This window comes from Kytococcus sedentarius DSM 20547 (genome assembly GCF_000023925.1).
GTDB lineage: Bacteria > Actinomycetota > Actinomycetes > Actinomycetales > Dermatophilaceae > Kytococcus > Kytococcus sedentarius.
The window spans coordinates 1,495,359-1,507,260 of sequence record NC_013169.1; the positions used below are offsets into that span (position 1 = coordinate 1,495,359).

An 11,902-nucleotide genomic window follows, 5' to 3' on the forward strand; every position below is an offset into this window, starting at 1 on the left:
GCCGAGTCGGCGGGATCATCGGATCCTGCGGCCATCGGACCACAAGATCGGCCCACCGCGCTGCTCTGGGCGACCGCCCCCTGCGCCGGAGCGGCGGTAGTCTCCCCCGCATGGCCGCCGGCACGGGCCCGGAGAGGGCCAGCATCATCGTCACCAACTTCGACTCGGTGGCCCAGGCCCGGGTGTGGCGCGAGAAGGGCTCGGATGCCGCCATCGAGCAGATGGTCGTCATGCTCCGCACCGCCGTCCTGCTGGGTGAGAACCTCCAGCTCGACCGCAACCAGGTCTTCGACGGGGTGTTCTTCCTCGCCCTCGGCCCCGACCGCATCGCTGCCGAGCTCGGTCTCCCACCGGGTGCTCCCCTACCCATCACCATGACCGGCATCGCCCCCGATGGGGTGGAGCCCGGCCAGCGCGTGGTGCCTCCGCCGGACGCCCGCTCGACCGCCCGGCGGAGGTGGTGCGCCGTGCTGCGGCCGACTTCGTCACCGCCCAGCTCACCCACGTGAGGATCACGAACTTCCTGGCCTCGTCGTCGGCCCTGATGGCGGTGAACGGCACCAAGCAGGGCGACGAGTGGCTCTTGCCACCCGCCGGTGACGCCTGGTTCCCCGGCACCGGGTTCACCGACCGACTGCACCCCGTCGCCGACGACGCCGATACGCTGCGCCTCGTGTGCCGAGCCCAGGAGGCCTGGGCCGTGGCGATCCGGCACGGCCGAGTCGGTGTGGGCACCTGGGGCGGGGGCATCGACATCGCCGCCGGACTCCAGGACGAGCGCGCGGTCCTTGAGCGCAGCACCCACCCCACTCCCCTGGCCACCGAGGTGCTCGCCCTGACCACCCCGGTGCGCAAGGAGGCGCTGTCCCAGATGACGGGCGCGGCTCTGAGGCGCCGCATCGAGCGCGAAGGGCACGTGCCGGCACCGGATGTCTTCGATGCGGACGAGGCACGGGAGCTCCGCTACGCCACCGAGCTCTGGTCGCGCGGCTACTACCGGGCCATCGCCGAGCGCGACGGCGCCATGCTCGTGGTCTTCTCCGAGTCGCCCCCGTCCGCCACACCGGACCCGCTGCGGGCGGCCTACGGCCTGGAGCTCCCGACGCGGACGTGGTGGGAACGGTTCCGGGACCGAAACCACGCTCCCTGGCAGCGGCGGGGCCTGGACTCGATGCGGGTCGACGGCGAGATCCTCGACGACATGCGGGACATCGACCCGGGCACCTTCCGCCAGCTCACCCGCACCTCCGCACGAGTCCTCACCCAGCTGCGCCAGCACCACGACCCCTCGGCGATGCTGGACCTCGCCTTGGCGACCAGGGAGGCCGTGGCCACGGTGCCAAGCCGTCGCCGACGCACCACTCGGACCCTCCTGCGGATGCTGCTGCTCTCGGCCATCGCGCTGGTGATCGGCTCCCTCAGCCTGCTGCCGGACCTGGTGGCGCTCCCGGACCACTGGCGCGTGATGGCCCTCGTCGCCAGTGCAGGGTTGGGCGCCCTCGCGGGCCTCCCCTGGGCGGACGTCGCGGAGCTGTTCCGGCTGAGGCGCTCCTCGCTGACCGCCACCCTCAACGCCTCCCCTGCTGAGAGGATTCACCGATGAGACCGCAGTGGACGACCGAGTGGCAGGCCGAGGACCAGCTGCTGAGGGTGGAGTCCGCCCCCCTCGAGGCCGGTGGGCGCCCCACGCGCCTGCACCGGGTGGTCACGGGCATCGCTGCCGGAGCGGGCGCCGTGGCCGTGGCGTCGCGCGACGGCTCGGTACTGCTGGTCCGGCAGGTGCGGATCATCCCCGGGGTGACCCTGTGGGAACTGCCGCGGGGGTCCGCGGACACCGGTGACGTCGACCTGGTGGCCACGGCCCGCCGCGAGCTCACCGAGGAGACCGGTCTGACCACCCTTGGCGGTGAGCTGCTGGGCCACGTCTACCCCGACACCGGCCTGCTCGCCGCACGAGTTGGCATTGTGCTCGTGCACGTCGGCGAAGGGGCGACCTCGGAGCCGGATGGCGAGGTCGAGGAGGCCGACTGGTTCCCTCTCGACGGGATCGCGCAGATGGTCGCCCGCGGGGACGTCTGCGACGGGATCACCCTGGCCGCGCTGGCGCTGGCCGAGGCGACCGGTGGGATCGCCCGGGACTGACGGCGTTTCGGCGAGTCCCGTCGCACTCCCCCGATCCCTTCCGCCGCACGCCGTTCTCCACCGTCCACTCCCTCACCCGTCGTTGGCGTCCCGCGCACCCCACCACAATGGAGCCCGTGGACCCCACTGACGACCTACGTGTACCGCCCGGCCCCGGCGCCCCGGGCGGCTTGGTCGTGCCCGCCGCCGAGCTCACCGAGCGCTTTTCTCGCGCCTCCGGCTCCGGCGGCCAGGGCGTCAACACCACCGACTCGCGGGTGCAGCTGAGCCTCGACCTCACCTCGACGACCGCCCTCTCCCCCGCCCAGCGCGACCGCGCCCTGAAGGCCCTCGCCACGCGGCTGGCTGGCGGGGTCCTCACGCTCGACGCGGCCGAGTACCGCTCCCAGCGCCGCAACCGCGCCGCCGCTCGAGAGCGCCTCGCCGCCCTCCTGCGCGATGCGGTGACTCCCCCGGTGCCGCGCCGCGCCACCCGCCCCACCCGCGGCTCGCAACGGCGCCGGCTGGAGGCCAAACGCCAACGCGCACAGACCAAGGCACAGCGCAGTCGGCCGTCCCCCGAGTAAGGTTGCCGCGCGCCCAACATCGTGCCCACCGCGGGCAGTAGCCGGACGACAGGGGGACGACAGGGGGGGCCGGGAACCTGACCTTTCCCCTCCCGAGAGCAGGCCCTCCCGTGACCCCCTCCCCCACTCGTCGCACCGTGCTGTCCGGTGCCGCGTCCGTCGCCACCTTGGCCGCCCTGACCCGTCCCGCCACCGCCACCGGCCCGGCCCCGGCCGCGTCGACACCCGGCCCCTCATCGACCCTGCCCACCTGGGGCACCGGCCACGTGGCGCTGTTCTTCGCAGCCCACCAGGACGACGAGCTGCTGCAGATGGGCAGCCAGGTCCGCGCCGACGTGGAGGCCGGCCACCACGTGGTGGTCGTGAACTGCTCCGACGGCAGCGCCTCGGGGGCGCGGGCCGGCCGGGTGGCGCAGCGGCTCGGATACGTCCCCACCGTCGAGGACTTCGTGCGCGTGCGGGACCACGAGTTCCTCGAGTCGTGCGCCCGCCTGGGTGTGCCCATCCAGGGGCGCGTCATCTCCCCCGACCGGTACGCCGACGGGACGGGCACGCGTGAGCTGGCCGCCCGCATCGTGGATCAGTGGGTCACCCGCTTCCCCACCGCGCTGGTGCGCTGCCACTCGTTCCTGGACGCCCACCGCGACCACCGCTCCATCGGTGATGCGGTGGACAACCTAGTGACCACCCACCAGCTGAACGTCGCCAACGACGTGCGCTTCTTCTTCTCCCGCCGGTACCTGGGCGTCCTGGACACCCCGCCGCTTCAGCAGGTGCGGCGTCCCGTCGGCGACGTGGAGCAGGCCCCTTTCCGCGCCGCCGAGGTCGCCCACGGCCGATGGGGTGTGGGGTACCTGTCCACCTGGGGCTACTTCGACTCGCACCGCGCCGACCCGGTCTCGTACTGGCACCGCGACTCTTCGGCGATGCCGCGCCCCGCCGCGGGACGCCCCACCCACCTGCCGGCCGGTACCCCCGCCGGCTTCGACTGCTGAGCCGGAGCTGACGATGCCCCCCACACCCCTCCAGCACCGCTTCGCCGGCCCGAACCGCTACGAGACCGCAGTGGCCGTCTCCCGCGCCTGCTTCCCCACCAGCCCGACGGTCTTCCTGGCCACCGGCGAGAACTTCCCCGACGCGCTGGCGGCCGGCGCGGTGGCCGGCGCGCTCGGCGCTCCCCTGCTGCTCACGCGCGCCCGCCGCCTGCTGGACCCGGTGGCCGCGGAGCTGGTGCGCCTCGCCCCGCGCGAGGTGGTGGTCGTGGGCTCGGGCACCGCCGTCTCGATGCTGGTCGCCGACCTCGTCGCACACCGCACCGGCGCCGTCGTGCGCCGCATCGGGGGGTCGGACCGCTACGCAACGGCCGCGGCGGTGGGTGACCTGCTCACCACTCCCCAGCACGAGGTGTTCGTCGTCTCCGGGGAGAACTTCCCCGACGCCACCGCGGCAGCGGCTGCCGCCGCACACCGTGGCGCCTCGATGGTGCTGACCCGCCACGACCGCCTGCCCGCCGCGTCCCTGGAGGCCCTGGTGCGGCGCAACCCCGCGACGGTCACCGTCGTGGGCGGCACGGACGTCGTCGGCCGGGCCGTGACCGACGCGATCACGCGCCAGGTGCGCCCCACCACCCTGCGCCGCGTGACCGGCTCCAACCGGTACGCGACCGCAGCAGCGGTCGCGCGGTACGTCTGGCCCGACGGCAGCCCCCGGGCGCTGCTGGCGACGGGCGAGAACTTCCCCGACGCCCTGGCCGCCGGACCCGCCGCCGCGCTGGTCGGCGCCCCGGTGCTGCTGACCCGCGCACGCTGGGTGCCCTCGCAGACCACGGCGGCCCTGACCACCCACGGCACACGCGAGATCGGGCTCGTCGGGGGTGCAGACGTGGCCCGCGCACCCGCCTGACCCGTTCCCCACCGGGCTGCCGCCGCTGGCACCGCGACCCCCGCCGTCGAGAGCGCACCCAGCGGCCCGACCGCAGGCACGAACGCAGGGCCCTCCAGGCCGGGCGTACCGTCGGGGACATGGCCACCTCGCACCTCCCGGACCCCTTCGACCTGACCCTCGAGCAGCTGCAGCGCCGTCGCAGCGCCAAGTGGACCCACGCACCCCACGCCGGGGTGCCGATGTGGGTGGCGGAGATGGACGTCCGCCTCGCCGAGCCCGTCGCGCAGGCGCTGCACGACGCCATCGACGCCGGGGACACCGGCTACCCCGGTGACCACGCCGCGTTCGCCCGGGCCTACGCGGACTTCGCCGAGTCGCGATGGGGGTGGCGCCCCGACATCGCCCGGACCGAGACCTTCAGCGACCTGGGTGCCTCGGGCACCGCACTGCTGCGTCTGCTGGCGGGCCCGTCGAACACCGTGGTCCTGACCACGCCGGTCTACAACGCGTTCTACCTGTGGTGCGCCGCGGCCGAGGTGAGGCCCGTGGAGGTGCCGCTGCGGGCCGCCACCGAGGCCGCCCGGCTGGACCTGCCCGGCATCGAGGCCGCCCTCGAGGCGGGCACCCGGGTGGTCCTGCTGAGCAACCCGCACAACCCCACCGGTGCCGTGCCCACCCGCGACGAGCTGACCGCCTTGGCCGAGATCGCCGACCGGCACGGCGCAGTGGTCATCGCCGACGAGATCCACGCCCCGTTGACCCACCCCGGGGCACGGTTCACGCCGTACCTGTCGGTCTCCGAGGCGGCCCGCCGCACCGGGGTCTGCACCACGTCGGCGTCCAAGGCGTTCAACCTCGCCGGCCTCAAGGCCTCCCTGCTCATCACCGACGCCGCCGGCCCCGAACTGACCGGCCTGCCGGACCCCCACGGCCGCAACGTGGGCCACCTGGGGGTGCTCGCCGCCGAGGTCGCCTTCCGCGAGGGCGGCGCGTGGCTCGATGCGGTGACGCACCAGGTGGCGCGCAACGCCGCTCACGCCCGGGAGCGCCTGGCCGCCGAGCTGCCGGAGCTGGGCGTCAGCGACCCGCGCGCCTCCTACCTGCTGTGGCTTGACTGGCGCGCGTACGACCTGGGCGACGACCCGACCGGTGTGATCGCCGAGCGGGCCGGGGTCGTGCTCAGCGCCGGCCCGGCCTTCGGGGCAGGCGGCACCGGGCACGCGCGGATGAACATCGGCACCACGCCGGCGATCCTCGACGAGGCGATCGACCGGCTGGTGGCTGCCTTCGGCCGCTGAGGGGGGCCCGCCACGTCCAACGACCGCACCGCACGGCCCCAGGGCCACCCCCCTGAGCCGAACTCGGTTGCCCCCCTTACGCTTTCCCGCCATGCGCACGGACACCCGCTCAGCACTGCGTCCCTCCCAGGTCGTGATCATCGGCTCGATGGTCTTCGGGCTCATGTTCGGCGCCGGCAACCTCATCTTCCCGGTGGAGCTCGGCCGGGGCGCGGGCAGCCAGACCCCCTGGGCCACGCTCGGCTTCCTCGTGACCGCGGTCGGGCTGCCGGTGCTGGCCATCATCGCCAGCGCCCTGTCGGGCAGCCGGAACGTCCAGGAGATGGCCCGCCCCGTGGGGGTCCTCTACGCCGCGGGCTTCACCGTCCTGCTCTACCTGGCGATCGGCCCGATGCTGGCCATCCCCCGGACCGCGACCGTCTCCTACGAGATCGGCCTGGCCCCGGTGGTCCCTGCTGGCCACCAGCAGCTCGGCCTGGTGCTGTTCTCCACGGCCTTCTTCACCCTCACGCTGGCGGCGGCCTTGCGGCCCGGGAGGCTCATCGACTGGGTGGGGCGCTACCTGACCCCGGCCTTCCTCGCCCTGCTCGCCGTCCTGCTCGTGGCGGCCGTGGCCGTGCCGATGAACAGCTCCCCGCTGGCCGACCCGGGCAGCTCGGCCACCCAGTCGCTCAGCGACGGCTTCCTGGACGGTTACAACACCCTGGACGCCCTGGCGGGTCTGGCCTTCGCCATCGTCATCATCGAGGCCGTGCGCCGGTACGGGGTGCGCGACCGGGCCCGGGTGGCGGTCGCCACCGCCCAGGGCGGGGTGCTGGCGGGGCTGGCGATGGCCGCCGTCTACGGTGCTCTGGCCTTCCTGGGCGCCACCTCGGTGGGCGCCGTGCCCCGGGCCGACAACGGCGGCGCGGTCCTGGCGCAGTCCAGCGAGCACTACTTCGGGTCCTTCGGCATCTGGCTCATCGGCGCCATCGTGGTGCTGGCCTGCCTGAAGACCTCCATCGGCCTCGTCGTCGCCTGTGGCGAAATGTTCTCCGAGCTCTTCGGCACCCCCACGGCCTACCGGCTGTGGACCGTGGGTTTCGTCCTGGTCTCCTGGGGGCTCTCCAACCTGGGCCTGACCACCATCGTGGAGTGGTCGGTGCCGGTGCTGGTGCTGCTGTACCCGCTGGCGATCGTGACCATCGTCCTCGGTCTGCTCACGCCCTGGCTGGGCCGGCCGCCGGTGGTGCACCGGTTCGCCATCGGGTTCGTCGCCGTGGCCGCGGTGGTCGACTTCGTCGTGGCCCTCCCGGTGACCCTGCCGGGCAGCGACGCGCTCGGGCGGCTGGCCGGGCAGCTGCTGCCCGGGTACTCCGCCGGCTTCGGGTGGGTGGCTCCGGCCCTGGTCGGCTTCCTGGTCGGCCTGCTGGTCCACCGGCTGTCCGGTGGGCGCGCCGACGACTCCCCCGCGGGGTCCGCACCTACGCTCGCGTGATGCGTACCTCCTGGGCCGACGGCGAGACCCACCTCGTGCGCGGGATCTCCTGGACCGACCGCGAGCGCCCCGTCCTGCAGCTGCTCGACATCGCGGGCGGCGCGGTGGGAACTGGGGCGCCGGGGCAGCCTGCGGCACAGGGTCGGTGTCCTGCAAACGGCCGGCCGACGCGCGTGCCATGCTGCCGAGGTGACCACCGCCACCGCCCCGACGGCCGACCCCCGCCGCGAACGTACCCGCGCCCACCAGCGCGCGTGGGGGTGGTACGACTGGGCCAACTCGGCCTACGTGACCACCACCGGCACGGTGCTGATCGGGCCGTACCTCACCCAGCTGGCCACCGCTGAGGCGTGCCCGGACCTGGCCACCGACGAGACCTGCACGGCCACCCTCGACGTGCTGGGCCTGCCCGTGGCCGCGGGCTCGCTGGCCTCCTACACGATCACGGTGGCCACGATCGTCTCCGTCCTGGTGGTGCTGGTGGTCGGTGCGATCGCCGACCGCACGCGGCGGCCGGTGCGACTGTTGGGCCTGCTGGCCTGGGTGGGCTCGCTGGCGGCCATGTCGATGGTCTTCCTCAGCGGCAGCTCGTGGCAGCTGGGGGTGCTGCTGGTCATCATCGGCAACGTGGCACTGGGGGCCTCGACCGTGGTCTACGACGCGCTGCTGGTGCGCGTGGCGGGCCCCGACGAGCGGGACCGGGTCTCCTCGCGGGCCTGGGCGATGGGGTACGCCGGCGGCGGGCTGCTGCTGGCGGCGAACCTCGTGCTCATCCAGCTGCACGAGTCGCTGGGGATCGGCATGGAGACCGCGGTGCGCATCTCGCTGTTCTCCGCCGGGTTGTGGTGGGCGGTGTTCACCCTCGTGCCGGTGATCGGGCTGCGCCGCGTCGTGGGCACCACGGCCGTCCCCGTGGAGCGCAGCGCCGGCCCGGTGGCCGGTTCGCTGCGGCAGCTGTGGTCCACCTTCAAGGCGCTGCGGAACTACCCCCAGACCCTGACTTTCCTGGTGGCCTACCTGCTGTTCAACGACGGCATCCAAACCGTCATCGCCTCGGCCAGCATCTACGGGTCCGAGGCTCTCGGGTTCGACACCGGGCAGCTGATGATGACCATCCTGCTCGTGCAGTTCGTCGCCGTCGGCGGGGCGCTGCTGTTCGGGCGCCTCGCGGCTCGCACCGGTGCCAAGAAGGCCGTCCTGCTGGGCGTGGGCCTGTGGGTCGTGGTGGTGAGCCTGGCCTACTTCGTCCCGCGCGGGGCGTTCCTCACCTGGCTCGGGTGCGCGGTCCTCATCGGCCTGGTGCTGGGCGGCACGCAGGCGCTGGCGCGCTCGCTCTACAGCCAGCTGGTGCCGGTGGGGCGCGAGTCGGAGTTCTTCGCCTTCTACCAGGCCGGCGAGCGCGGCACGTCGTGGTTCGGCACCCTCACCTTCGGGCTGGTCTTCCAGCTCACAGGCTCCTACCGCCCGGCGATCCTGGCCCTGCTGGTGTTCTTCGTGCTCGGCGGGTTGGTCCTGTCCCGGCTGGACGTGCGCCGCGGCATCGCCGATGCGGGCAACCCGCAGCCGGCCATCGTCTGACGGGTCCGCTCCCCCATCGTCCCGTCAGGCGTTCATGGGCGCCCGCGGGAGAGACTGCACCCATGGACGTCCTGCGCTCGGTGCCCCTCTTCGTGCTCGCTGCCCTGCTGGAGATCGGCGGGGCCTGGCTCGTGTGGCAGGGGGTGCGCGAGCACCGGGGGATGGTGTGGGTCGGCGCCGGGATGGTGGCCCTCGGGCTGTACGGGCTCGTGGCCACCCTGCAGCCGGATGCGAACTTCGGCCGCATCCTCGCGGCCTACGGCGGGGTCTTCGTGGCCGGCTCGCTGGCCTGGGCGATGGCGCTCGACGGCTTCCGGCCGGACCGCTGGGACCTCGCCGGTGCGGCCCTGTGCCTGGTGGGCGTCGCCGTCATCATGTACGCACCCCGCGGCGCCTGAGGCCGGCTGCGGGCCACCACCGGGAGCGCCGCTACCGTGGGGCCCCCACGAGCGAGTGGGGCCCCACGAGCGGGGTCACGGCGACGCCGCCGAGCCCCAGGAGGATCGATGAGCAGCTCCCAGCACCCCCTGCACCCCCGGTTGGCGGACATCCGCGAGACCATCCACCGCCGCAACCCCGGGGAGACCGAGTTCCACCAGGCCACCGACGAGGTGCTGGCGAGCCTCGGGCTGGTGCTGGAGAAGCGTCCCGAGCTCGCCGAGGCCAGCATCATCGAGCGGCTGTGCGAGCCGGAGCGCCAGCTGATCTTCCGGGTGCCGTGGGTGGACGACGCCGGGGAGGTGCAGGTGAACCGGGGCTTCCGGGTGGAGTTCAACTCGGCCCTGGGCCCGTACAAGGGAGGCCTGCGCTTCCACCCCAGCGTGCTGCTGGGGACCGTGAAGTTCCTGGGCTTCGAGCAGATCCTGAAGAACGCCCTGACCGGCCTGCCGATCGGCGCGGGCAAGGGTGGCTCGGACTTCGACCCCAAGGGCCGCTCCGAGGGCGAGGTCATGCGCTTCTGCCAGTCGTTCATGACCGAGCTGCACCGCCACTTGGGCGAGTACACCGACGTGCCGGCCGGCGACATCGGTGTCGGCGGCCGGGAGATCGGCTTCCTGTTCGGCCAGTACAAGCGGATCACCAACCGCTATGAGGCCGGCGTGCTCACCGGCAAGGGCCTGGGCTGGGGCGGCGCGCGGGCCCGCACCGAGGCCACCGGCTACGGCACGGTCTACTTCACCGAGCAGATGCTGGCCGAGTCCGGCCGCAGCTTCGACGGCCTGCGCAGGGTGGTCTCCGGCTCGGGCAACGTGGCGCTCTACGCCGCGCAGAAGGTCACCGAGCTCGGCGGCACCGTGGTGGCCATGAGCGACTCCGAGGGCTATGTGGTGGACGAGGGCGGCCTGGACGTGCCCCACCTCATCGAGCTCAAGGAGAAGCGCCGCGAGCGCATGTCCACCTACGCCGAGGAGAAGGGCGGCAGCTACGTCGCCGACGGGTCCATCTGGGACGTCGCCTGCGAGGTTGCCCTGCCCTGTGCCACCCAGAACGAGCTCGATGCGGACGCGGCCCGGGCGTTGGCCGGCAACGGCTGCGTGGTGGTGGCCGAGGGCGCGAACATGCCCGCCACCCCGGGTGCCGTGGAGGTGCTCCGCGAGGCCGGCGTCCAGTTCGCCCCCGGCAAGGCCTCCAACGCCGGTGGCGTGGCCGTCAGCGCCCTGGAGATGCAGCAGAACGCCACCCGCGACTCGTGGACCTTCGAGCACACCGATGAGCGGCTGCGCGAGATCATGGCGAACATCCACGCCACCTGCTCCCGGACCGCCGAGGAGTACGACGTGCCCGGCGACCTGGTGGCCGGCGCCAACATCGGCGGCTTCGTGACGGTCAGCGAGGCGATGCTGGCCCAGGGCGTCATCTGAGGCTCGCCGGGGCGCGGACGGCGGGGTGGCGCTCAGCAGGCCGAGTCGCACCCGCAGTTCTCGCCCCGCCAGGCCTCCACACCCTCCCGGGCGGCGACGGCGGCGATGACCAGGCCCGCCACCGGGTCGGCCCAGGTCCACCCGAGGAACTGGTTGATCAGCAGGCCCACGAGCAGCACCGCCGAGAGGTAGGTGCACAGCAGGGTCTGGGTGGAGTCGGCCACCACCGAGCCGGAGTGCAGCTCCCGCCCGGTGCGACGCTGCGCCCAGGACAGGAAGGGCATGACCACCACCGAGACGGCGGCCAGCACGATGCCCACGGTGGACGTCCCGGCCTCGCCGTCACCGAGCAGGTGGCGCACCGACTCCACCCCGACGTAGGCGGCCAGCGCGAAGAACCCGACCGCCATCATCCGCAGGGCCAGGCGCTCGCGCTCCTCGGGCACCGGGGCGCGGAACTGCCAGAGCACGATCACCCCGGAACTCACCTCGATGAGGGAGTCCAACCCGAAGGCGACCAGGGCCACCGACCCCGAGAGGGTGCCGGCCGCGAGCGCCACGACGGCCTCGAGCAGGTTGTAGACCACCGAGGCCAGGGCCAGCAGCTGTGCTCGCCGTCCGAGCGTGGCCCGGCGCTCGGGGGTCAGGCGCTCGCGGGGGGTCAGGGTCAGGCTCGTCATGCGGCACCCCCCGGCCGGCCCGACGGGCACAGGGCGACGGCGTCCCCGGCCACCGCGAGGAGCTGCTCGGCGGAGCGCAGGAGCGCCAGGACCTGCTCGGGGTGCGTCACCGAGAACAGCGAGGCCCGCCCCACCGGGCGCGAGTCCACCATCCCGCAGTCCCGCAGGCAGGCCAGGTGGGCTGACACGGTCGACTGGGCAAGGCCCAGGTGCTCGGTCAGCTCGCGCACGTTGTGCTCCCACAGCAGGAGGTGCTGCAGGATCACCACCCGGGTGGGGTCCCCCATCGAGCGGAACAGGGCGGCCGCCACCTCGGCGGCCTCTCGCTCCACGCCGGCCGGGCCCTCGGGCCCCGGGACCGAGCTCGCGCGCGTCACCGTCTCCATCATCGTCATGGACCGATGATAGCGCCTCG

At 73.5% G+C, this 11,902-nt stretch carries 13 protein-coding genes; 11 read left to right on the forward strand and 2 right to left on the reverse strand.

What is annotated here, in order from left to right; genetic code table 11:
- Nucleotides 1-110: 110 nt before the first annotated feature.
- The 11 genes from KSED_RS07110 (at nt 111) to gdhA (ending at nt 10,807) form a co-directional block, all read left to right on the forward strand.
- Nucleotides 111-509: a hypothetical protein gene (locus KSED_RS07110; RefSeq protein ID WP_015779425.1), complete on the forward strand. Its 399-nt coding sequence runs from the start codon at nt 111-113 to the stop codon at nt 507-509.
- Nucleotides 461-1,603, forward strand: a complete 1,143-nt coding sequence (locus KSED_RS07115; RefSeq protein WP_041290891.1) for a hypothetical protein — start codon at nt 461-463, stop codon at nt 1,601-1,603. Before KSED_RS07110 ends, KSED_RS07115 begins: the two co-directional genes overlap by 49 nt.
- Entirely contained in the window at nt 1,600-2,142 is a 543-nt protein-coding gene (locus tag KSED_RS07120) for an NUDIX hydrolase (RefSeq protein WP_015779427.1), read from the forward strand. The genes KSED_RS07115 and KSED_RS07120 overlap by 4 nt, the downstream gene beginning before the upstream one ends.
- Before the next feature lie 107 nt (nt 2,143-2,249).
- Complete coding sequence (gene arfB / locus KSED_RS07125) at nt 2,250-2,708, forward strand: alternative ribosome rescue aminoacyl-tRNA hydrolase ArfB (protein WP_041290892.1); 459 nt, start codon at nt 2,250-2,252, stop codon at nt 2,706-2,708.
- Nucleotides 2,709-2,818: 110 nt separating this feature from the next.
- Nucleotides 2,819-3,703, forward strand: coding sequence for a PIG-L family deacetylase (locus KSED_RS07130; protein WP_015779429.1), 885 nt, complete (start codon nt 2,819-2,821; stop codon nt 3,701-3,703).
- A gap of 13 nt (nt 3,704-3,716) precedes the next feature.
- The gene (locus KSED_RS07135) at nt 3,717-4,610 is read left to right on the forward strand and encodes a cell wall-binding repeat-containing protein (RefSeq protein WP_015779430.1); all 894 of its coding nucleotides are present in this window, start codon (nt 3,717-3,719) and stop codon (nt 4,608-4,610) included.
- A gap of 119 nt (nt 4,611-4,729) precedes the next feature.
- A complete protein-coding gene (locus KSED_RS07140) occupies nt 4,730-5,890 on the forward strand; it encodes a MalY/PatB family protein (RefSeq protein ID WP_015779431.1) in 1,161 nt (386 codons plus the stop codon).
- Between the two features lie 91 nt (nt 5,891-5,981).
- Complete coding sequence (gene brnQ, locus KSED_RS07145) at nt 5,982-7,367, forward strand: branched-chain amino acid transport system II carrier protein (RefSeq protein WP_015779432.1); 1,386 nt, start codon at nt 5,982-5,984, stop codon at nt 7,365-7,367.
- Nucleotides 7,368-7,556: 189 nt separating this feature from the next.
- Nucleotides 7,557-8,945 carry an MFS transporter gene (locus KSED_RS07150; protein WP_015779433.1) on the forward strand — a complete coding sequence of 463 codons (1,389 nt, stop codon included), beginning with the start codon at nt 7,557-7,559 and terminating at the stop codon, nt 8,943-8,945.
- 62 nt (nt 8,946-9,007) lie between these two features.
- Nucleotides 9,008-9,343 carry a YnfA family protein gene (locus KSED_RS07155; RefSeq protein ID WP_015779434.1) on the forward strand — a complete coding sequence of 112 codons (336 nt, stop codon included), beginning with the start codon at nt 9,008-9,010 and terminating at the stop codon, nt 9,341-9,343.
- Between the two features lie 108 nt (nt 9,344-9,451).
- A complete protein-coding gene (gdhA, locus tag KSED_RS07160) occupies nt 9,452-10,807 on the forward strand; it encodes an NADP-specific glutamate dehydrogenase (RefSeq protein WP_015779435.1) in 1,356 nt (451 codons plus the stop codon).
- Between the two features lie 32 nt (nt 10,808-10,839).
- On the opposite strand, the gene KSED_RS07165 is transcribed toward gdhA, so the two are convergent.
- Nucleotides 10,840-11,487: a cation diffusion facilitator family transporter gene (locus KSED_RS07165; RefSeq protein WP_015779436.1), complete on the reverse strand. Its 648-nt coding sequence runs from the start codon at nt 11,485-11,487 to the stop codon at nt 10,840-10,842.
- The gene (locus KSED_RS07170) at nt 11,484-11,882 is read right to left on the reverse strand and encodes an ArsR/SmtB family transcription factor (RefSeq protein WP_015779437.1); all 399 of its coding nucleotides are present in this window, start codon (nt 11,880-11,882) and stop codon (nt 11,484-11,486) included. Before KSED_RS07170 ends, KSED_RS07165 begins: the two co-directional genes overlap by 4 nt.
- Nucleotides 11,883-11,902 lie beyond the last annotated feature (20 nt).

Excerpts from the sequence above, each read along its gene's own strand:
- arfB (WP_041290892.1), top strand. The coding sequence starts at position 2,250 with ATGGAGCCCGTGGACCCCACTGACGACCTACGTGTACCGCCCGGCCCC.
- KSED_RS07120 (WP_015779427.1), top strand. The coding sequence starts at position 1,600 with ATGAGACCGCAGTGGACGACCGAGTGGCAGGCCGAGGACCAGCTGCTG.
- KSED_RS07140 (WP_015779431.1), top strand. The coding sequence starts at position 4,730 with ATGGCCACCTCGCACCTCCCGGACCCCTTCGACCTGACCCTCGAGCAG.
- KSED_RS07170 (WP_015779437.1), bottom strand. The coding sequence starts at position 11,882 with ATGACGATGATGGAGACGGTGACGCGCGCGAGCTCGGTCCCGGGGCCC.
- KSED_RS07165 (WP_015779436.1), bottom strand. The coding sequence starts at position 11,487 with ATGACGAGCCTGACCCTGACCCCCCGCGAGCGCCTGACCCCCGAGCGC.
- KSED_RS07110 (WP_015779425.1), top strand. The coding sequence starts at position 111 with ATGGCCGCCGGCACGGGCCCGGAGAGGGCCAGCATCATCGTCACCAAC.
- KSED_RS07155 (WP_015779434.1), top strand. The coding sequence starts at position 9,008 with ATGGACGTCCTGCGCTCGGTGCCCCTCTTCGTGCTCGCTGCCCTGCTG.
- brnQ (WP_015779432.1), top strand. The coding sequence starts at position 5,982 with ATGCGCACGGACACCCGCTCAGCACTGCGTCCCTCCCAGGTCGTGATC.
- KSED_RS07135 (WP_015779430.1), top strand. The coding sequence starts at position 3,717 with ATGCCCCCCACACCCCTCCAGCACCGCTTCGCCGGCCCGAACCGCTAC.
- gdhA (WP_015779435.1), top strand. The coding sequence starts at position 9,452 with ATGAGCAGCTCCCAGCACCCCCTGCACCCCCGGTTGGCGGACATCCGC.